14 protein-coding genes, 2 tRNA genes and 4 rRNA genes are annotated in these 21,267 nt (G+C 57.6%); 11 read left to right on the top strand and 9 right to left on the bottom strand.

The annotated features are described in order from the left end of the window. Positions 1 to 6: 6 nt before the first annotated feature. The 9 genes from PverR02_RS00655 to PverR02_RS00610 form a co-directional block, all read right to left on the bottom strand. Positions 7 to 1,887 carry a methyl-accepting chemotaxis protein gene (locus PverR02_RS00655; RefSeq protein WP_079442568.1) on the bottom strand — a complete coding sequence of 627 codons (1,881 nt, stop codon included), beginning with the start codon at positions 1,885 to 1,887 and terminating at the stop codon, positions 7 to 9. Positions 1,888 to 2,233: 346 nt separating this feature from the next. Further along, positions 2,234 to 2,349 (bottom strand): 5S ribosomal RNA (gene rrf, locus PverR02_RS00650). Between the two features lie 109 nt (positions 2,350 to 2,458). Then, positions 2,459 to 2,574: ribosomal RNA gene (gene rrf / locus PverR02_RS00645) — 5S ribosomal RNA — on the bottom strand. Between the two features lie 156 nt (positions 2,575 to 2,730). Further along, positions 2,731 to 5,621, bottom strand: a 23S ribosomal RNA gene (locus PverR02_RS00640). 247 nt (positions 5,622 to 5,868) lie between these two features. Beyond that, positions 5,869 to 5,944, bottom strand: a tRNA-Ala gene (locus PverR02_RS00635). Between the two features lie 27 nt (positions 5,945 to 5,971). Next, positions 5,972 to 6,048 (bottom strand) — tRNA-Ile (locus PverR02_RS00630). 82 nt (positions 6,049 to 6,130) lie between these two features. Beyond that, positions 6,131 to 7,667 (bottom strand): 16S ribosomal RNA (locus tag PverR02_RS00625). Together the 16S, 23S and 5S rRNA genes with 2 tRNA genes alongside form the textbook arrangement of a ribosomal RNA operon. 639 nt (positions 7,668 to 8,306) lie before the next feature. After that, on the bottom strand, positions 8,307 to 9,527 hold the full coding sequence (locus tag PverR02_RS00615; RefSeq protein WP_017849060.1) for a CaiB/BaiF CoA transferase family protein: 1,221 nt from the start codon (positions 9,525 to 9,527) through the stop codon (positions 8,307 to 8,309). A 13-nt stretch (positions 9,528 to 9,540) separates the two neighbouring features. Further along, entirely contained in the window at positions 9,541 to 10,722 is a 1,182-nt protein-coding gene (locus PverR02_RS00610) for an acyl-CoA dehydrogenase (protein ID WP_017849059.1), read from the bottom strand. A gap of 156 nt (positions 10,723 to 10,878) precedes the next feature. On the opposite strand from PverR02_RS00610, the gene PverR02_RS00605 reads away from it, so the two are divergent. From PverR02_RS00605 to PverR02_RS00555, 11 genes are all read left to right on the top strand, one after another. Next, entirely contained in the window at positions 10,879 to 11,778 is a 900-nt protein-coding gene (locus tag PverR02_RS00605; RefSeq protein ID WP_017849058.1) for a LysR family transcriptional regulator, read from the top strand. A gap of 452 nt (positions 11,779 to 12,230) precedes the next feature. After that, positions 12,231 to 13,352 (top strand): Re/Si-specific NAD(P)(+) transhydrogenase subunit alpha, encoded by a 1,122-nt coding sequence (locus tag PverR02_RS00600; RefSeq protein WP_046381520.1) that lies wholly within the window; start codon positions 12,231 to 12,233, stop codon positions 13,350 to 13,352. 15 nt (positions 13,353 to 13,367) lie between these two features. Further along, the gene (locus tag PverR02_RS00595) at positions 13,368 to 13,688 is read left to right on the top strand and encodes an NAD(P) transhydrogenase subunit alpha (RefSeq protein ID WP_003187417.1); all 321 of its coding nucleotides are present in this window, start codon (positions 13,368 to 13,370) and stop codon (positions 13,686 to 13,688) included. Then, complete coding sequence (locus PverR02_RS00590) at positions 13,688 to 15,124, top strand: NAD(P)(+) transhydrogenase (Re/Si-specific) subunit beta (protein WP_017849056.1); 1,437 nt, start codon at positions 13,688 to 13,690, stop codon at positions 15,122 to 15,124. Before PverR02_RS00595 ends, PverR02_RS00590 begins: the two co-directional genes overlap by 1 nt. Positions 15,125 to 15,303: 179 nt before the next feature. After that, positions 15,304 to 16,797: an acetyl-CoA hydrolase/transferase family protein gene (locus PverR02_RS00585; RefSeq protein WP_017849055.1), complete on the top strand. Its 1,494-nt coding sequence runs from the start codon at positions 15,304 to 15,306 to the stop codon at positions 16,795 to 16,797. A 316-nt stretch (positions 16,798 to 17,113) separates the two neighbouring features. Next, entirely contained in the window at positions 17,114 to 17,329 is a 216-nt protein-coding gene (locus tag PverR02_RS00580) for a DUF1127 domain-containing protein (protein ID WP_017849054.1), read from the top strand. Positions 17,330 to 17,593: 264 nt separating this feature from the next. Further along, entirely contained in the window at positions 17,594 to 17,776 is a 183-nt protein-coding gene (locus PverR02_RS00575) for a DUF1127 domain-containing protein (RefSeq protein ID WP_017849053.1), read from the top strand. A 159-nt stretch (positions 17,777 to 17,935) separates the two neighbouring features. Beyond that, the gene (locus PverR02_RS00570; RefSeq protein ID WP_017849052.1) at positions 17,936 to 18,256 is read left to right on the top strand and encodes a DUF2388 domain-containing protein; all 321 of its coding nucleotides are present in this window, start codon (positions 17,936 to 17,938) and stop codon (positions 18,254 to 18,256) included. Positions 18,257 to 18,362: 106 nt separating this feature from the next. Next, a complete protein-coding gene (locus PverR02_RS00565) occupies positions 18,363 to 18,671 on the top strand; it encodes a DUF2388 domain-containing protein (RefSeq protein ID WP_046381522.1) in 309 nt (102 codons plus the stop codon). Between the two features lie 26 nt (positions 18,672 to 18,697). After that, on the top strand, positions 18,698 to 19,018 hold the full coding sequence (locus PverR02_RS00560) for a DUF2388 domain-containing protein (protein ID WP_017849050.1): 321 nt from the start codon (positions 18,698 to 18,700) through the stop codon (positions 19,016 to 19,018). Further along, entirely contained in the window at positions 19,015 to 20,976 is a 1,962-nt protein-coding gene (locus PverR02_RS00555) for a DUF7844 domain-containing protein (RefSeq protein WP_079442567.1), read from the top strand. The genes PverR02_RS00560 and PverR02_RS00555 overlap by 4 nt, the downstream gene beginning before the upstream one ends. Positions 20,977 to 21,267 lie beyond the last annotated feature (291 nt).

Raw genomic sequence — 21,267 nt, 5'->3', positions numbered from 1 at the left:
TTGAGGTCAGATCTTGAAACTGTCGACCAGTTGTTTCAAGCGGCTGGCCTGTTGAGACAACGCATCACAGTCCTTCAATGTTTCATTGAGGTTAGCCACGCCTTGCTGGTTCAGCAGGTTGATCTGGTTGATGTCGACATTGAGGGTTTCCACCACCGCGGTCTGCTCCTCGGTGGCAGCGGCGACCGACTGGTTCATGCCGTCGATTTCAACAATCCGCTGCGTCACGCTGATCAGGCGCTCACCGGCCTGGTTGGCGACTTCGACGCTCTCTTCGCTGGAGGTCTGGCTCGCGTTCATGGTGGTCACCGCTTCACGCGAACCCACTTGCAGCGAAGTAATCATTTTGTGGATTTCCTCCGCCGACTCCTGGGTACGGTGAGCCAGGTTGCGCACTTCATCGGCGACCACGGCAAACCCGCGACCCGCTTCCCCGGCACGGGCGGCCTCGATCGCGGCGTTGAGCGCGAGCAGGTTGGTCTGCTGGGAGATGCCTTTGATCACATCGAGAATGTGGCCGATGTTATCGGTGCTGGCGTTCAAGGTTTCGATCTGGGTGCAGGACAGGCTGATCTTTTGCGACAGTTCCGACATCGCCAGGATGGTTTTCTCCACCACTTTGCGCCCATCGTCAGCCTGCTCGCTGGCACCACTGGCGTGCTGGGAAGCGTCAGCGGCGTTACGCGCGATTTCCTGGGTAGCGGCGCCCAGTTCGTTGATTGCCGCCGCTACGCTGTTGGTGCGCGCGCTCTGCTCGTCAGAACCGACGATCGAAGCGTTGGACGACGCCATTACGCGCTGGGACAAGTCATGCACCTGGCGTGTTGCCGAGGACACCTCGGAAATCGAGGCGTGGATACGCTCGACGAACTGGTTGAAGGCACTGCCCACCTCGCCAAACTCATCTTTGCTGGTCACGTCCAGGCGGCGGGTCAGGTCACCCTCACCCTGGGCGATGTCCTGCATGGCAACGCCCATGGTGGTCAGCGGCCGCAGCAGTACTTGGATCAGCAAGCTCAAGAGCACCGCAATCGCCACCACGGCAATCAGCATGGCAATCAGCGCGGAGGTGCGGAATTTACCCAGGGGTGCGTAAGCTTTGTCTTTATCAATCGACAAGCCGATGTACCAGTCCGCACCTGGCAAGCCGGCGATAGGGGTGAAGGACAGAATGCGATCCTGACCGTTGAGGACAACATCCTGGTTAAGCTTCTCGATGCGGACGCTGGTGCCTGGGTAGATGTCCTTGAGGTTCTTCATCACCTGGCCCTGATCGGGGCTGACGATGACCTGACCGTCGCCGCTGACCAGGAACGCATGGCCGATGCCGCCGAAGTCTACCGAGTTGATGATCTTCACCAGCGTTTGCAGGCTCAGGTCACCACCGACCACGCCCAGCAACTCGCCGTTCTTTTTCACCGGCATGGCGATGGTCACGATCTGCCCACCCACGGCTGCCATGTAAGGCGGGGTCAGCATGGGTTTGTCAGCCGCCACGGCTTGCTTGTACCAAGGACGCTGGCGCGGGTCATAGCCATCGGGCATTTTTGCGTCGGGGCGTTGGGTGAACACGCCGTTGGTTTGGCCGACGTAAGTGAACTGGAAGTTCGAGGTGAGTGCGGGCTGATCAACCAAGCCTGGAAGATCTGCAGCACTGCCCTGGTGAGCCATGTTTTGTGCCAGGTTTTCGAGTATCAGCACACGGCCACTGAGCCAGTTCTGCACACTGCTGGCGGTGAGTTCTCCGGATTGCTGGATGGACGACTCCAGGTTCTGTTTGATGGTGCTGCGCTGTAAGTAATCGTTGTACAACGTGAATAACGCGAAGGCCAAGACCACGACGCCTGACGCGGCCAACAGAATTTTATGACTGAACTTTAGATTCATTTCATCGACTTCTTTTGCCAAAGGGGGGGAGCGTGCCGGGTGGAACATTCCATGTAACGCCTGGGCAGACGCTTGATCTGCTCCAAATCGGTGCACGCATGGCTCGTCAGGCTTTCGGCCAAATGAAGTGGAATCTTAAGGATTTGTCAGAAAGATCCTCTTTTTGAGTGGGAAACAGACCGGCGGTACAAACAAGGCGTTCGAAACTGCAAAGTCTTGCAGTTTTCGAGGACGGATGAGCATCGATCAGATGCAGGGAGTCAGCTGAGCAGATATGCGACCGAAGCAGACCTCTTAAACGACAAAACCCCTGTCTGCACAAGCAGACAGGGGTTTCGGAATTTAATCTTGACGATGACCTACTCTCACATGGGGAAACCCCACACTACCATCGGCGATGCATCGTTTCACTGCTGAGTTCGGGATGGGATCAGGTGGTTCCAATGCTCTATGGTCGTCAAGAAATTCTGTGTACCAGACCGTTGCCTTGGCAACGGTCCAGTGAAATTCGTGGACTTCTACTAAAACAAAACCCCTGTCTGCGTAAGCAAACAGGGGTTCTGGAATTTAATCTTGACGATGACCTACTCTCACATGGGGAAACCCCACACTACCATCGGCGATGCATCGTTTCACTGCTGAGTTCGGGATGGGATCAGGTGGTTCCAATGCTCTATGGTCGTCAAGAAATTCGGGTACTGAGTCGTGGCCTGTTGGCCTCGCTTCAGCAAATTGGGTATGCGATAGTTTTCGGTGTTTTGTAAGAGTCGAACTTTCGGTTCGTTTCGTCTTCACACACCGCAATCTGGTCTCTTTCGAGTTCGCAAATTGCTTGGGTGTTATATGGTCAAGCCTCACGGGCAATTAGTATTGGTTAGCTCAACGCCTCACAGCGCTTACACACCCAACCTATCAACGTCGTAGTCTTCGACGGCCCTTCAGGGGACTCAAGGTCCCAGTGAGATCTCATCTTGAGGCTAGTTTCCCGCTTAGATGCTTTCAGCGGTTATCTATTCCGAACATAGCTACCCGGCAATGCCACTGGCGTGACAACCGGAACACCAGAGGTTCGTCCACTCCGGTCCTCTCGTACTAGGAGCAGCCCCTCTCAAATCTCAAACGTCCACGGCAGATAGGGACCGAACTGTCTCACGACGTTCTAAACCCAGCTCGCGTACCACTTTAAATGGCGAACAGCCATACCCTTGGGACCGGCTTCAGCCCCAGGATGTGATGAGCCGACATCGAGGTGCCAAACACCGCCGTCGATATGAACTCTTGGGCGGTATCAGCCTGTTATCCCCGGAGTACCTTTTATCCGTTGAGCGATGGCCCTTCCATACAGAACCACCGGATCACTAAGACCTACTTTCGTACCTGCTCGACGTGTCTGTCTCGCAGTCAAGCGCGCTTTTGCCTTTATACTCTACGACCGATTTCCGACCGGTCTGAGCGCACCTTCGTACTCCTCCGTTACTCTTTAGGAGGAGACCGCCCCAGTCAAACTACCCACCATACACTGTCCTCGATCCGGATAACGGACCTGAGTTAGAACCTCAAAGTTGCCAGGGTGGTATTTCAAGGTTGGCTCCACGCGAACTGGCGTCCACGCTTCAAAGCCTCCCACCTATCCTACACAAGCAAATTCAAAGTCCAGTGCAAAGCTATAGTAAAGGTTCACGGGGTCTTTCCGTCTAGCCGCGGATACACTGCATCTTCACAGCGATTTCAATTTCACTGAGTCTCGGGTGGAGACAGCGCCGCCATCGTTACGCCATTCGTGCAGGTCGGAACTTACCCGACAAGGAATTTCGCTACCTTAGGACCGTTATAGTTACGGCCGCCGTTTACCGGGGCTTCGATCAAGAGCTTCGCGTTAGCTAACCCCATCAATTAACCTTCCGGCACCGGGCAGGCGTCACACCCTATACGTCCACTTTCGTGTTTGCAGAGTGCTGTGTTTTTAATAAACAGTCGCAGCGGCCTGGTATCTTCGACCGGCATGAGCTTACGGAGCAAGTCCTTCACCCTCACCGGCGCACCTTCTCCCGAAGTTACGGTGCCATTTTGCCTAGTTCCTTCACCCGAGTTCTCTCAAGCGCCTTGGTATTCTCTACCCAACCACCTGTGTCGGTTTGGGGTACGGTTCCTGGTTACCTGAAGCTTAGAAGCTTTTCTTGGAAGCATGGCATCAACCACTTCGTCATCTAAAAGATAACTCGTCATCAGCTCTCGGCCTTAGAATCCCGGATTTACCTAAGATTCCAGCCTACCACCTTAAACTTGGACAACCAACGCCAAGCTGGCCTAGCCTTCTCCGTCCCTCCATCGCAATAACCAGAAGTACAGGAATATTAACCTGTTTTCCATCGACTACGCTTTTCAGCCTCGCCTTAGGGACCGACTAACCCTGCGTCGATTAACGTTGCGCAGGAAACCTTGGTCTTTCGGCGTGGGTGTTTTTCACACCCATTATCGTTACTCATGTCAGCATTCGCACTTCTGATACCTCCAGCAAGCTTCTCAACTCACCTTCACAGGCTTACAGAACGCTCCTCTACCGCATCACTTACGTGATACCCGTAGCTTCGGTGTATGGTTTGAGCCCCGTTACATCTTCCGCGCAGGCCGACTCGACTAGTGAGCTATTACGCTTTCTTTAAAGGGTGGCTGCTTCTAAGCCAACCTCCTAGCTGTCTAAGCCTTCCCACATCGTTTCCCACTTAACCATAACTTTGGGACCTTAGCTGACGGTCTGGGTTGTTTCCCTTTTCACGACGGACGTTAGCACCCGCCGTGTGTCTCCCATGCTCGGCACTTGTAGGTATTCGGAGTTTGCATCGGTTTGGTAAGTCGGGATGACCCCCTAGCCGAAACAGTGCTCTACCCCCTACAGTGATACATGAGGCGCTACCTAAATAGCTTTCGAGGAGAACCAGCTATCTCCGAGCTTGATTAGCCTTTCACTCCGATCCACAGGTCATCCGCTAACTTTTCAACGGTAGTCGGTTCGGTCCTCCAGTTAGTGTTACCCAACCTTCAACCTGCCCATGGATAGATCGCCCGGTTTCGGGTCTATTCCCAGCGACTAGACGCCCTATTAAGACTCGCTTTCGCTACGCCTCCCCTATTCGGTTAAGCTCGCCACTGAAAATAAGTCGCTGACCCATTATACAAAAGGTACGCAGTCACCTAACAAGTAGGCTCCCACTGCTTGTACGCATACGGTTTCAGGATCTATTTCACTCCCCTCTCCGGGGTTCTTTTCGCCTTTCCCTCACGGTACTAGTTCACTATCGGTCAGTCAGTAGTATTTAGCCTTGGAGGATGGTCCCCCCATATTCAGACAAAGTTTCTCGTGCTCCGTCCTACTCGATTTCATGACTAAGAGATTTTCGCGTACAGGGCTATCACCCACTATGGCCGCACTTTCCAGAGCGTTCCGCTAATCTCAAAGCCACTTAAGGGCTAGTCCCCGTTCGCTCGCCACTACTAAGGGAATCTCGGTTGATTTCTTTTCCTCAGGGTACTTAGATGTTTCAGTTCCCCTGGTTCGCCCCTTACACCTATGTATTCAGTGTAAGGTAACCATCTTATGATGGCTGGGTTCCCCCATTCAGACATCTCCGGATCAAAGTCTGTTTGCCGACTCCCCGAAGCTTTTCGCAGGCTACCACGTCTTTCATCGCCTCTGACTGCCAAGGCATCCACCGTATGCGCTTCTTCACTTGACCATATAACCCCAAGCAATCTGGTTATACTGTGAAGACGACATTCGCCGAAAATTCGAATTTCTCAATTAAGAGAACTCACAAATTTTACCTTAGCCTGATCCGTTACCAGTGAAAGTAACGTTCAGTCTATCTTTCTATCACATACCCAAATTTTTAAAGAACGATCTAATCAAAGACTAGAAATCAACATTCACCATCATCACGATGGAATGCTCATTTCTAAGCTTTCAACTTCTAGAAGCAGTAGTGGTGGAGCCAAACGGGATCGAACCGTTGACCTCCTGCGTGCAAGGCAGGCGCTCTCCCAGCTGAGCTATGGCCCCGTATTTCTACAGGTTCCCACACAAAATTGGTGGGTCTGGGCAGATTCGAACTGCCGACCTCACCCTTATCAGGGGTGCGCTCTAACCAACTGAGCTACAGACCCAATTTCGGGCTGCTTCTTATCGTCTTCTTCAATGAATCAAGCAATTCGTGTGGGAACTTATGGAGCAGCTGATGTCGTCGATTAAGGAGGTGATCCAGCCGCAGGTTCCCCTACGGCTACCTTGTTACGACTTCACCCCAGTCATGAATCACACCGTGGTAACCGTCCCCCCGAAGGTTAGACTAGCTACTTCTGGTGCAACCCACTCCCATGGTGTGACGGGCGGTGTGTACAAGGCCCGGGAACGTATTCACCGCGACATTCTGATTCGCGATTACTAGCGATTCCGACTTCACGCAGTCGAGTTGCAGACTGCGATCCGGACTACGATCGGTTTTCTGGGATTAGCTCCACCTCGCGGCTTGGCAACCCTCTGTACCGACCATTGTAGCACGTGTGTAGCCCAGGCCGTAAGGGCCATGATGACTTGACGTCATCCCCACCTTCCTCCGGTTTGTCACCGGCAGTCTCCTTAGAGTGCCCACCATAACGTGCTGGTAACTAAGGACAAGGGTTGCGCTCGTTACGGGACTTAACCCAACATCTCACGACACGAGCTGACGACAGCCATGCAGCACCTGTCTCAATGTTCCCGAAGGCACCAATCTATCTCTAGAAAGTTCATTGGATGTCAAGGCCTGGTAAGGTTCTTCGCGTTGCTTCGAATTAAACCACATGCTCCACCGCTTGTGCGGGCCCCCGTCAATTCATTTGAGTTTTAACCTTGCGGCCGTACTCCCCAGGCGGTCAACTTAATGCGTTAGCTGCGCCACTAAGAGCTCAAGGCTCCCAACGGCTAGTTGACATCGTTTACGGCGTGGACTACCAGGGTATCTAATCCTGTTTGCTCCCCACGCTTTCGCACCTCAGTGTCAGTATCAGTCCAGGTGGTCGCCTTCGCCACTGGTGTTCCTTCCTATATCTACGCATTTCACCGCTACACAGGAAATTCCACCACCCTCTACCATACTCTAGTCAGTCAGTTTTGAATGCAGTTCCCAGGTTGAGCCCGGGGATTTCACATCCAACTTAACTAACCACCTACGCGCGCTTTACGCCCAGTAATTCCGATTAACGCTTGCACCCTCTGTATTACCGCGGCTGCTGGCACAGAGTTAGCCGGTGCTTATTCTGTCGGTAACGTCAAAACAATCACGTATTAGGTAACTGCCCTTCCTCCCAACTTAAAGTGCTTTACAATCCGAAGACCTTCTTCACACACGCGGCATGGCTGGATCAGGCTTTCGCCCATTGTCCAATATTCCCCACTGCTGCCTCCCGTAGGAGTCTGGACCGTGTCTCAGTTCCAGTGTGACTGATCATCCTCTCAGACCAGTTACGGATCGTCGCCTTGGTGAGCCATTACCTCACCAACTAGCTAATCCGACCTAGGCTCATCTGATAGCGCAAGGCCCGAAGGTCCCCTGCTTTCTCCCGTAGGACGTATGCGGTATTAGCGTCCGTTTCCGAACGTTATCCCCCACTACCAGGCAGATTCCTAGGCATTACTCACCCGTCCGCCGCTCTCAAGAGAAGCAAGCTTCTCTCTACCGCTCGACTTGCATGTGTTAGGCCTGCCGCCAGCGTTCAATCTGAGCCATGATCAAACTCTTCAGTTCAAACATCTTTGGGTTTTTAAGAAACCCTAAACTTGGCTCAGCAATCGTTGGTTACATCTTTGATTTCTCGCGGAGTAACTTGTGATGCTGATAATCTTGTTGACTATCAGTCTGACTCCACAAGCACCCACACGAATTGCTTGATTCAGTTGTTAAAGAGCGGTTGGTTAAGATCTTTCGTCTCAACCGAGGCGCGCATTCTACAGCAGCCTCATTTGCTGTCAAGTGATTATTTTAAGAAGTTTTCAAAGTTTCCTTTGTAACTTCAACCACTTGCGCTTCCGATCTCTCGTTAGCGGGAGGCGAATTCTACAGCGTTACACGCTGCTGTCAACACCTCTTTTTCTCCGCTTTCGACCGAGAAGATCGAAACGTTAATAGAGCCAAACAACCCTGTCCTACCAACTCCTTCCAGGCTTCGATGAACTGAAGCAGGTCGCTGTCGAATCTTGCGTAACTCTTTGTTTAACAAGGAGTTTTCAGTTTCGACTGCGCCGGAAGTGGGGCGAATTATAGACGTCCAGGATTTGCCGTCAACCTTTAATTTCGCTTATCTATCCAATAGTTAGGATTGGCTAAAAAAAAACCAACTTTCTTCTATATAGAGCCCTTAATGACGCTCTATATAGAAGAGATGACTCAGATAACCCCAGCTTCTTTTAAAGCAGCCACATTCGCCGGCATCAACCCCAGCACTTCCTGCAACACCCTGACCGTATGCTCACCCAATAAAGGAGGCGCGCTGCGGTATTCCACAGGGGTCTTGGATAACCGTATAGGACTGGCAACCTGAGGCACCATCCCCGCCAGTGCATGAGGCAACTCAATCGCCAGCCCGCGCGCCTTGACCTGGGCATCCGCGAATACCTGCGCCAGATCATTGATCGGCCCGCACGGCACGCCGACTCGCTCCAGTTGCGACACCCATTCAGCCGTCGTCTTGAACACCGTCGCCTGGCGAATCAAGGGAATCAGTTCCGCGCGATTGGCCACCCGCACCTTGTTGGTCGCGAAACGCGGATCATCCGCCCACTGCGGCTGACCTGCCACCTGCGCAAACTTACGGAACTGCCCGTCATTCCCCACCGTCAGGATGAAGTCGCCATCGGCCGTGGGAAAATCCTGATAAGGCACGATATTCGGATGTGCATTGCCCAAGCGCTTTGGCGGCACGCCTGTCGTCAGGTAGTTCATCGCCTGGTTGGCCAGACAAGCCACCTGCACGTCCAGCAGCGCCATATCAATATGTTGCCCGCCGCCGTCACGCTCGCGATGAGCCAGCGCCGCCAGGATCGCCACCGCCGAATAGAGCCCCGTAAGGATGTCAGTCAACGCCACCCCCACTTTCACCGGGCCCGCCCCCTCATCACCCTCCGGCCGCCCCGTCAGGCTCATGAGTCCGCCCAACCCCTGGATCATGAAGTCGTAGCCCGCACGCGCCGCATAAGGCCCCGTCTGGCCAAACCCCGTGATCGAGCAATAGATCAACGCCGGGTTGACCTCCTTCAGCGAGGCATAGTCCAACCCATACGCCGCCAGGCCGCCCACCTTGAAGTTCTCGATCAGGATGTCGGACTTGGCCGCCAGGTCACGCACCAGCTTCTGCCCCTCCGGCTGCGTGAAGTCGATGGTCACCGACTCTTTGTTGCGGTTGGCCGACAAGTAATACGCCGCTTCACTGGTGTTCTCGCCATACGCGTCCTTGAGGAAGGGAGGCCCCCAGGCACGCGTGTCGTCACCATTGCCCGGCCGCTCGACCTTGATCACTTCGGCCCCAAGGTCCGCGAGGATCTGCCCGGCCCAAGGGCCCGCCAGTACTCGCGACAAATCCAGTACCCGCAGATGCGAAAGCGCGCCCATGCCCGTGCTCCTATTAATAGAACGCCTGAAGACCGGTTTGCGCGCGCCCCAGAATCAAGGCGTGTACATCGTGGGTACCTTCATAGGTGTTCACCACCTCCAGGTTGACCAGGTGACGCGCCACCCCGAACTCGTCGGAGATACCGTTGCCGCCCAACATATCCCGCGCCATGCGTGCGATATCCAGCGACTTGCCGCAGGAATTGCGCTTCATGATCGAAGTAATTTCCACCGCCGCAGTGCCTTCATCCTTCATCCGTCCCAGGCGCAGGCAGCCTTGCAAGGCCAGAGTGATCTCGGTCTGCATGTCCGCGAGCTTCTTCTGGATAAGCTGGGTCGCCGCCAATGGCCGACCGAACTGATGCCGATCAAGGGTGTATTGGCGAGCGGTATGCCAGCAGAACTCGGCAGCACCCAGCGCGCCCCAGGAGATCCCGTAACGAGCGGAGTTAAGGCAGGTGAAGGGGCCTTTCAAGCCACGCACATCCGGGAAGATGTTCTCGTCGGGCACAAACACGTTGTCCATGACGATCTCGCCGGTAATCGAAGCCCGCAGGCCGACCTTGCCGTGAATCGCCGGAGCGCTCAGACCTTTCCAGCCTTTCTCCAGGACAAAACCGCGGATATCGCCGGCATCGTCCTTGGCCCACACCACGAACACATCGGCGATCGGGCTGTTGGTGATCCACATCTTGGCGCCGGTCAGGCTGTAGCCGCCATCCACCTTGCGTGCCCGGGTAATCATCGCGCCCGGGTCGGAACCGTGGTTAGGCTCAGTCAGACCGAAGCAACCGATCCATTCACCCGACGCCAGTTTCGGCAGGTATTTCTGTTTTTGCGCTTCGGTGCCGAACTCATTGATCGGCACCATGACCAGTGACGACTGCACACTCATCATCGAGCGATAGCCGGAGTCGACTCGCTCGACCTCACGCGCAATCAACCCGTAGCTGACGTAATTCAGGCCACTGCCGCCGTACTGCTCGGGAATCATCGCGCCCAACAGGCCGGTTTCGCCCATCTCACGGAAGATCGCAGGGTCGGTCTTTTCATGGCGGAAGGCTTCGAGCACCCTTGGCGCCAACTTGTCCTGGGCGAATTGCTCAGCACTGTCGCGCACCATGCGCTCTTCTTCGGTGAGCTGTTGATCCAGCAGCAGTGGATCGATCCAGTTGAAGCTTGCCTTGCCAGCCATGAATAAGTCCTCGCAAAGAAATCAGAAGTCGTGGATGCAGACTAGGCTCGGCAAGCGCAGAGGGCAAACGAGGTTTTTGCATAGGCTTGTGCTAATTTCTCACTCCGTAACGGCCGAGAAGGGCGCAAACGCGTCTTATAAGTGAGAACAAGGTACATGCGCAGAAAAATCCCCAGCACCACCGCCCTTGTCAGCTTTGAAGCTGCAGCCCGCCACGAGAGCTTTACCAAGGCGGCGCAGGAGCTTTCCATCACTCAGGGCGCCATTTGCCGACAGATCGCCAGCCTCGAGGAGTTTTTGAGTGTCGAACTGTTTCGACGCTCGCGGCGTGGGGTCAAGCTGACAGAAGCGGGCCTGTCGTATAGCCGTCGTGTCGCCACGCAATTGGACGCGGTGGAGCGCGACACCTTGTCCGTCATGGGACAGCAGGGCGCGAACGTCATCGAGCTGGCGGTGGTGCCGACCTTTGGCACCCAATGGCTGATCCCTCGTCTCAAGGACTTTCAGCGCCAGCACCCGGAAGTCACGGTCAACCTCACCAACCGCACGCGCCCCTTCCTGTTTGCCGACACCGAATTCGACGCCGCGATCTATTTCGGTGATGCCGACTGGTCCGGTACCGAATCCCACCGGCTGATGGGAGAGAACCCGGTCCCGGTGTGCAGCCCGCGCTTACTCGGCAGCCGCACACACTTCAGCCCCCAGGAAATCGCAGAACTGCCGCTGCTGCAGCAGACCACGCGGCCCTATGCCTGGCGCCAGTGGTTCAACGCGCAACAACTGAACATACCTCGCGACATGACAGGCCCCCGCTACGAGCTATTCTCGATGTTGTCCCAGGCGGCCATGCATGACATGGGCATTGCGCTGATTCCACCGTTCCTCATCCAGCGCGAACTGGACGAGCACCAACTGGTGATCGCGAGCCCTGAAGCACTGAGCAGTTCGAAGGCGTATTACTTGATGATTCCTGACAGGAAAGTCGAATCGGCCTCCCTGCACGCCTTCAGGGACTGGCTGATCGACCAGTCCCAGCGCTATAGCCCAGTAATCTAAGGACGGAGCGGCATTTGTTGACTATGTAGTCAGCTAAAATAGAATCCTACAGATATATATAAATGTCGCATTCCAGCAAACTGTACCTGTTCGGCGAAAATGAGGCTAAAAGCCATGATTCTCATGGCTTGTAGCGACTATTACCGGCTAATGCCCGACTATTCACAACGGCGAGGGCGAAACTACCAAAAAACCGAAATACACCTTTAACCACTTGTATTTAAATAAGTTATCTCAAGGCATTGCGACAATCAGTCACAGGGTGACTTGTAGTTAATTTTTCGTCACCCGTCATAATCCCTTGAAGGCCGTAAAGTTCGCCTGCAAAATGCCGCGCCCCGCTGTCATTTCAGCGGGATCGTGCTGATCGGCCGCCCCAGATGCGCCACTCACGGTGCGCTGGCCTTTTTACAATAAGATCAAAAGCAAAAAGATCATGCAGGAGATTTCACGTGCACATTGGTGTTCCTCTCGAAACCCAGACCGGTGAAACGCGGGTGGCTGCCACCCCGGAAACCATCAAGAAGCTGATCGGCCAGGGCCATAAGGTCACTGTACAAAGCGGGGCGGGCATTAAAGCCAGCATCGTCGACAGTGCCTATGAAACGGCAGGTGCAACCATTGGCAGCGCCAGCGATGCATTTGGCGCGGAGCTGATCCTCAAAGTGGTTGCCCCCAGCGACAGCGAACTGACGCTGATCAAAAGCGGCACCGTGCTGGTGGGCATGCTCAATCCGTTCAGCAATGAAACCATCGCCAAGCTGGCCGAGCAGGGCATCACGGCCTTCGCGCTCGAAGCCGCGCCGCGGACTTCGCGGGCCCAGAGCCTGGACGTGCTGTCGTCCCAGGCCAACATCGCCGGTTACAAGGCCGTGTTGCTCGCCGCCCATCATTACCCACGCTTCATGCCGATGCTGATGACTGCCGCCGGTACGGTAAAAGCCGCACGCGTGTTGATCCTCGGCGCTGGCGTCGCGGGGCTGCAGGCCATCGCCACGGCGAAACGCCTGGGTGCAGTGATCGAAGCGTCTGACGTGCGCCCGGCCGTGAAAGAGCAGATCGAATCCCTCGGCGCCAAGTTCGTCGACGTGCCTTATGAGACCGACGAAGAGCGTGAATGCGCCGTCGGCGTCGGCGGTTACGCACGCCCGATGCCGACCAGCTGGATGCAACGCCAGGCCCTGGCGGTCCACGAACGCGCCAAGCAGGCCGACATCGTCATCACCACCGCCCTGATCCCGGGCCGCAAGGCTCCGACCCTGCTCAGCGCCGACACGGTTGCCCAGATGAAGCCGGGCTCAGTGGTGATCGACCTTGCCGCAGCCCAGGGCGGCAACTGCCCGCTGACCGTCGCCGACCAGGTGGTGGTGGAAAACGGCGTGATCATTTGCGGTCCGACCAACCTGGCGGGTGCCGTCGCCGCCGACGCATCGGCCCTGTATGCGCGCAACCTGCTGGACTTCCTGAAGCTGGTCTTCAACAAGGAAGGGCAGTTTGAAATCAACCTCGAAGACGACATCGTCGCCGCGTGCCTGATGTGCCGCGACGGCCAAGTCATCCGCAAAAACGCCTAAGCAGGGATTCAGACGATGGAAGAGCTTATCTCCCCCGGTATCTACAACCTGATCATCTTCGTGCTGGCGATTTATGTCGGTTACCACGTGGTCTGGAACGTTACCCCCGCACTGCACACGCCGTTGATGGCGGTGACCAACGCAATCTCGGCGATCGTGATCGTCGGCGCCATGCTGGCCGCTGCGCTGACCGTGACTCCGCTGGGCAAGACCATGGGCACCCTGGCCGTGGCCCTGGCGGCCGTCAACGTGTTCGGCGGCTTCCTGGTGACTCGCAGGATGCTTGAGATGTTCAAGAAGAAAGCCCCGAAAGTAAAAGAAGAGGCGCCGAAGTAATGAGCATGAATCTTGTCACGACGCTCTATCTGATCGCGTCGATCTGTTTCATCCAGGCCCTCAAAGGCCTGTCGCATCCGACCACTTCGCGGCGCGGCAACCTGTTCGGCATGCTCGGCATGGCGCTGGCGGTGCTCACCACCGTGGGCCTCATCTATAAGCTGGGCGCTGAGCTTGCCACTGCCGGCATCGGCTACGTGATCGTGGGCCTGCTGATCGGCGGCACCGCCGGCTCGATCATGGCCAAGCGCGTGGAAATGACCAAGATGCCGGAACTGGTCGCCTTCATGCACAGCATGATCGGCCTGGCCGCGGTATTTATCGCCATTGCCGCCGTGGTCGAACCGCAATCCCTGGGCATCGTCAAACACCTGGGCGATGCGATCCCGGCCGGTAACCGCCTGGAACTGTTCCTCGGTGCCGCCATCGGCGCCATCACCTTCTCCGGTTCGGTGATCGCCTTCGGCAAGCTCTCGGGCAAGTACAAGTTCCGCCTGTTCCAAGGCGCACCGGTACAGTTCGGCGGCCAGCACAAACTGAACCTGGTGCTCGGCCTGACTACATTGGGGCTCGGCCTGACCTTCATGTTCACCGGCAACCTCTCTGCCTTCGCGCTGATGCTGGCCCTGGCGTTCGTGCTGGGCGTGCTGATCATCATCCCGATCGGCGGCGCCGACATGCCGGTAGTGGTGTCGATGCTCAACAGCTACTCCGGCTGGGCTGCGGCAGGGATCGGCTTCTCGCTGAACAACTCGATGCTGATCATCGCCGGCTCGCTGGTGGGCTCCAGCGGTGCGATCTTGTCCTACATCATGTGCAAGGCGATGAACCGCTCCTTCTTCAACGTGCTGCTCGGCGGTTTCGGCAATGCGCCGGATGCCGGTGCGGCGGCCGGCTCGAAAGAAGCGCGCCCGGTGAAGTCCGGTTCGGCCGACGACGCCACGTTCCTGCTGACCAACGCCGATACCGTGATCATCGTGCCGGGCTATGGCCTGGCAGTGGCACGGGCACAGCATGCGCTGAAGGAACTGACCGAGAAGCTGACCCACCGTGGCGTGACCGTGAAGTACGCGATCCACCCGGTGGCCGGCCGCATGCCCGGACACATGAACGTATTGCTGGCCGAGGCCGAAGTGCCTTACGACCAGGTGTTCGAGATGGAAGACATCAACTCCGAATTCGGCCAGGCTGACGTAGTACTGGTGCTCGGCGCGAACGACGTGGTCAACCCGGCCGCCAAGAACGATCCGAACTCGCCGATTGCCGGCATGCCGATCCTCGAAGCGTTCAAGGCCAAGACCATCATCGTCAACAAGCGCTCGATGGCCAGCGGCTATGCCGGCCTGGACAACGAGCTGTTCTACCTGGACAAAACCATGATGGTCTTCGGCGACGCCAAGAAGGTTATCGAAGACATGGTCAAGGCTGTCGAGTAACACTGCGCCAGCGCAATACCCGAAACCCTGGCCTGCAGTAGGCTAGGGTTTTTTATTGCAGCATGAAAACCGACCAAAGGCCCTAAATCGCTGCCCGGCATTCGACCATGGTAGCGGGCCGAAAACTTTTGAAATCACTAAACTGCGCACCTTGCCTCCGTATCTCGAGATAACAATCCATGTACCGTGATCGTATCCGCTTGCCTTCGCTGTTGAACAAGGTCATGAGCGCGGCTGATGCCGCCGCACTGATCGAGGACGGCATGACCGTCGGGATGAGCGGCTTTACCCGTGCGGGTGAAGCCAAAGCCGTCCCTCAAGCTCTGGCCGAACGTGCCAAGACGTCGCCGCTGAAAATCACCCTGATGACCGGCGCCAGCCTGGGCAACGATCTCGACAAACAACTGACCGAAGCCGGCGTACTGTCGCGACGCATGCCGTTCCAGGTCGACAGCACCCTGCGCAAGGCGATCAATGCCGGCGAGGTGATGTTCATCGACCAGCATTTGTCGGAAACCGTCGAGCAACTGCGCAACAACCAGCTCAAGCTGCCTGACATTGCCGTGATCGAAGCCGTTGCGATCACCGAACAAGGCCATATCGTGCCGACCACTTCCGTGGGCAACTCGGCCAGTTTCGCGATTTTCGCCAAGCAAGTGATCGTCGAGATCAACATGGCGCACAACCCGAACCTGGAAGGCCTGCACGACATCTACATCCCGACCTATCGGCCAACGCGCACGCCGATCCCGCTGGTAAAAGTCGACGACCGCATTGGCAGCACCGCGATCCCGATTCCGCCGGAGAAAATCGTCGCCATCGTGATCACCAACAAGGCTGACTCGCCTTCCACAGTGACGCCGCCGGACGCCGACACCCAAGGCATCGCCAGCCACCTGATCAACTTCCTCAAGCAGGAAGTGGACGCCGGCCGCATGACCAACAAGCTCGGCCCGCTGCAGGCCGGGATCGGCAACATCGCCAACGCCGTGATGTGTGGCTTGATCGATTCGCCGTTCGAAGACCTGACCATGTATTCGGAAGTGCTGCAGGACTCGACGTTCGACCTGATTGACGCCGGCAAGCTGAGCTTCGCCTCCGGCAGTTCGATCACCTTGTCGGAGCGGCGCAACAGCAACGTGTTCGGCAACCTGGAGCACTACAAGGACAAACTGGTGCTGCGCCCGCAAGAAATTTCCAACCACCCTGAAGTGGTTCGTCGCCTGGGCATCATCGCGATCAACACCGCGCTGGAGTTCGACATCTACGGCAACGTCAACTCCACGCACGTGTGCGGGACGCGGATGATGAACGGGATCGGCGGCTCGGGCGACTTCGCGCGTAACGCGCACCTGGCAATCTTCGTGACCAAGTCGATTGCCAAGGCCGGGGCGATTTCCAGCGTGGTGCCGATGGTCAGCCACGTCGACCACACCGAGCACGACGTCGACATCCTGGTGACCGAAGTGGGCCTCGCCGACTTGCGTGGCCTGGCGCCACGGGAGCGCGCACGGGTGATCATCGACAACTGCGTGCATCCGGACTATCGCGATGCGTTGAACAAATACTTCAACGCCGCTTGCGCGATTGGTGGCCACACCCCTCACGTCCTGCGCGAAGCCCTGAGCTGGCACATTAACCTGGAAGAAACCGGGCACATGCTCAAGGATTGATCGATACACAACCGAGCTGATGCACACAGTTTCATCAGCTCGGTTGCACCACCCTCCTTTCTGTAAAAAACTGTACTGCTGTACCGGTCTTTTCCTACCGAAATATCCCACACCCTTCTTCTAAAATGTCATTTTTGCACTGTTTCAGTGCAGACAGGTACAGTTGCCCCATTTCCGTACAGTACAGCCGCTATAAACAGTTAACTGGCCCCTCACAATACAGGTGAACTGTATCTAGAGAGTCTTGCGCGGGAGGAGGATCATTGGCATCAGTTAAACCACTACCTAATCCCGCCACAAGCGGAAGGATGTCATCATGGAACGTACACTCAGTTCCGATCTGTTCTTTGAAGAAAAAGCTGTAAGCACCCAGGCTTCCCTGCCTCTGCGCGTTATCGCCAACCTGATGCTGTGGCAGCGCCGCATCTCCAGCCGCCATCAACTGGCTCGTCTGGATTCGCGTCTGCTGGCTGACGCCGGTATCAGCGAAGCACAACGCTACGAAGAGCTGAGCAAGCCGTTCTGGCGCTAATGAGCGCCCGCTGGCCCTGACCCACCGGGTCCACAGCCAGCAACCTGATTCGTTAAGCAAAGCCCGCCCCGGGTCACCGGAGGCGGGCTTTGTTGTGTCTGGGCCCGGGTGTTTTCGGCCCCGAACAGATCGCTTGCAAATCAACCAGTACAGTTCAATTATTATAACAATTAAGCAGTACAATTGAGTGCCGGTGTATCTGTATCGGTCGAAACGATCCGCTCAACATGGTCTTCCAAAAAAAGACCCTGTAAGGCGCTCCCCATGCACCCACCAACCCCGCGCACCACGTTGTTACGCCGCACCGTCGCCACGCTCGCCAGGTGGCGGCAACAGGCCCGAGAACGACACCAACTGGCCCAGCTCGACCCGCGAGAGCTGTCCGACGCGGGTATCAGCCCCGGTGAGCGCCAGGTCGAGCTGTCCAAGCCGTTCTGGCGTGACTAGACAGTCAAGGCGCTTTTCGAATGGACAGGCCGCGGCTTAATATCCGGTCACCACGTGGCGAACCGTGTAGAACGGGCGTCTGATGCTCAATGGCATCCACATCCGTTTCACAGTGGCCGCTGCGCGTGACCTTATTTGTTCATCTACAGGAGTAACCCCATGTCCCGTCTTCGCCTGCTGAGTGCCGCCGCCCTGTTGGCCCTCGCCGCCAACGCCCATGCGTCCAGCCTCATCGTGACGACCGACTCGATCGTCGGCGCATTGAAAGCCACCTCCGATGCCAGTTCCGATGCCACCTCCTCCCTGCGTGACAACAAGGTCGTGCGCGCCGCCCGTGACGACGCCGCCAGCTTCGTCGCCAGCCAAGGCGCCATTCGTGGGGTCAAACTGGAAAGCGCCCTGGCACAGATCCGCCAGCAAGCGCCACAACTGAGCGCTGCGACAGACGCACAACTGGCCCAGGCCATTCTGGCCATCTGAAAACCCGTCGGAACAAGGGAGCGCCAGCCGCTCCCGGATGCCTCGACGCTGGCTCTCGCCCGGGCATTGCGCTAGCCTTGGCGCTCGCTTTCAGTTGTCGAGTCCCATGGCTTTTTCATACCGCCTAGTGCTGGTTCCCGTGATGTTTGCTGCCGGCTGGTCGCCATTGGCTTCGGCCTTTGATCTGTCCACCCAGAGCACTGTGGTGAGCGCTTATGCCACCAGCAAAGTGACCTCCGCGCCGTTTGACCGAAAGTGGGTGCTGGCCGCCCAGGATGACGCTGCCGCATTCATTGCCACTGACGGCCGATGGCGGGGGGCTCGGCTGGAATCAGCGCTGGATCGTCTGCGCCGCAGCCAACCAAAACTTAACGCCAGCGACCTTGAACTGGCGCAAGCAATTCTCGTCCAATAATCATCTTTGTATTTCGGAGTCATTCCATGCGTAGCCCGCTGATCGCCGCCGCTCTCGGCCTGCTGTTGTTGACCGATGTCGCCCACGCGCAGACCTTGAAGGCCACCAGTAACATCATCGTCCGCGCCTCCGCGCGCACCATTGATTTCACCTCGGACACCACCACCTCCATCCGCGACTCCAAAATCGTGCGCGAAGCCCACGATGACGCCGCCAGCTTCGTCGCCAGCAACGGCGAGATCCGTGGCGCACAACTCGAAGCCGCCTTCGACACCCTGCGCACCCGCGTGCCGGAAGCCCGTGATGCCAGCGACCAGACCCTCGCCGAAGCCATTCTCGCGCTGTGAGGCGTCTCATCGCCTGGCTCCTGGCCGGGGCTGTGCTGTTGTGTGCCGGCGCAGCCCAGGCCAGCCTGCAACTGCGGCTCATTACCGAAGGTTTGAGCCCAGCCGAACAGCAGGCCAGCCAGGCGTTGCTCGATGAAGCGCTGCGCTCACTGCCGCCGCGCTTCATCGAACAGTTGGACCGGCGCATCGATGTCGGCTGGACCGACAAGATGCCCGCCAACGCCTACGGCCAGGCCTCCCTGGTGTCCGAGCTGGACCTCAACCGCAACCTGCTCGCCAGCCTGACCGACGGCAGCGCCGCCACCCGCAAGACCAACCGCCCCCACGGCACCGTGCGCCGGGAAATGCTCGCCACCGTGCTGCATGAACTGACCCACATCTACGACCGTGCGCGCCTGTGGCCCAGCGACGAGCGCGCGCTGATCCGACGCTGCAGCCGCCAGAACAGCATCACCGGCCTGGTCGGCCTGCCCGATCAATGCCGTGGCCAGAACGACCGCCGCTTCACCCTCAGCGACGACCCGCGCCTGCTCGACCTCGCCGGCTGGCCGCAATACGTCGGCCGCCGCGGTGAGCGCGAGCAGCACAACCGCCAGGTCGCGCGCAGCCCGGACCTCTACGAAACCAGCAGCCCGCTGGAGTTCGTCGCGGTCAACATGGAATATTTCCTCCTCGACCCGAGCTACGCCTGCCGCCGCCCCGCGCTGTTCCGCTATTACAAGAAACACTTTGGCTGGGCGCCGCCCGCGCAAGACACCTGCGCCAAGACCTACGCCTTCCTCAACGCCGGCAACGATTTCGCCAAGACGCCCCTGGGCCATGTCGACCCGGAACGGGTCTACGAAATCGATTACCTGCTCGCCGAAGCCAACCAGAACCTGGTCAGTCGTTGGGGCCACAGCATGTTGCGCCTGGTGATCTGCGCGCCGGGGCGCCCTCGCGGCCCGGACTGTCGGCTGGATCTGGACCAGCATCTGGTGTTGTCCTACCGCGCCTTTGTCGGTGACGTACAACTGTCGAGCTGGGATGGCCTGGTGGGCAAGTACCCGTCACGGCTGTTCGTGTTGCCGCTGGCCCAGGTCATCGACGAGTACACCAAGACCGAATTGCGCGGCCTCGCCTCGGTGCCGCTGAAGCTGACGCGCCGGGAGATCGAGGACACCGTCGAACACGCGGCCGAAATGCACTGGAGCTACGACGGCAACTACTTCTTCCTGTCCAACAACTGCGCGGTCGAAGGCCTGAAACTGTTACGCAGCGGCAGCGCCAACCCGAAACTGACCGGTCTGGACAACATCACGCCCAACGGGCTGCTGGAGGTCCTGCAGGCGCGCGGCCTGGCCGATACCAGCGTGTTGAACGACAAGCGCGAGGCGCTGCGCCTGGGCTATCACTTCGACTCGTTCCGCGAGCGCTACCAAGCGATGTTCGACGTGCTGCGCAAGCGCCTGCCGATCCAGCAGACCCAGGTCGAAGACTGGCTGTCCCTGAGCGCGCAAGAGCGCCGCCACTGGTTCGAGCAGGCCGACCTGCGCACCAGCGCCGCATTACTGCTGCTGGAACAGGCAAGCTTTCGCAAGCAATTGATGCTGGCCCAGGACGAAGTCAAACAACGCTACCTCGGCGCCCGCGAGCTGAAAAATGGCGGCATGGAGAAAGCCAACGCCACGCTGCAGCAGATTCTCGCCAACAGCGGCTTCCTCAGCCGCCCGGCAGAACTGCTGGGCAGCGGTGGCTACGGCTTGCCGCAACCTTCGGAGTCCAAGCGGCTGGAATCGGAAAGTGCCGAGCGCCAGAAACAGCTGCAATCCCTGACCGGCGAACTGGATAAAGAGGTGAGGGCGCTGCTGGACCCGTCCCGCGCCGCCGAGATTGCCGCGTGCGAAGCCAACCTCAAGCAGGTTGGCGAACATCTGCGCAAACTGCACAAAGCAGCGGGCGGCCTCGAATTGCCCTGAAAATTTGCGCATACACCAACTGAATGTGGGAGCAAGCCCCCTCCCACATGTTGATCTGCGCAGGCCTGGAGACCGTGTGTCATTTCCACCTCACCTGTTTGATCAACGAAAGCTGGCTGAAAGCTTACGCGTCTAGGATCGCCCCCACTGCCGGCAACAGACCGGCTGTTAACAACAACAATGGTGATTCCCGATGTCCGCTCGCTCCCGCCTGTTCGCCCCCACTCCACCCGTAAGCCTCGTGCCTCTCGTTCTGCGCTGACCCCACCCGGTTCGCCATTCCTTAGCCGC

Source organism: Pseudomonas veronii (assembly GCF_002028325.1).
GTDB lineage: Bacteria > Pseudomonadota > Gammaproteobacteria > Pseudomonadales > Pseudomonadaceae > Aquipseudomonas > Aquipseudomonas veronii.
This window is presented reverse-complemented; position numbering and strand designations above follow the sequence as displayed.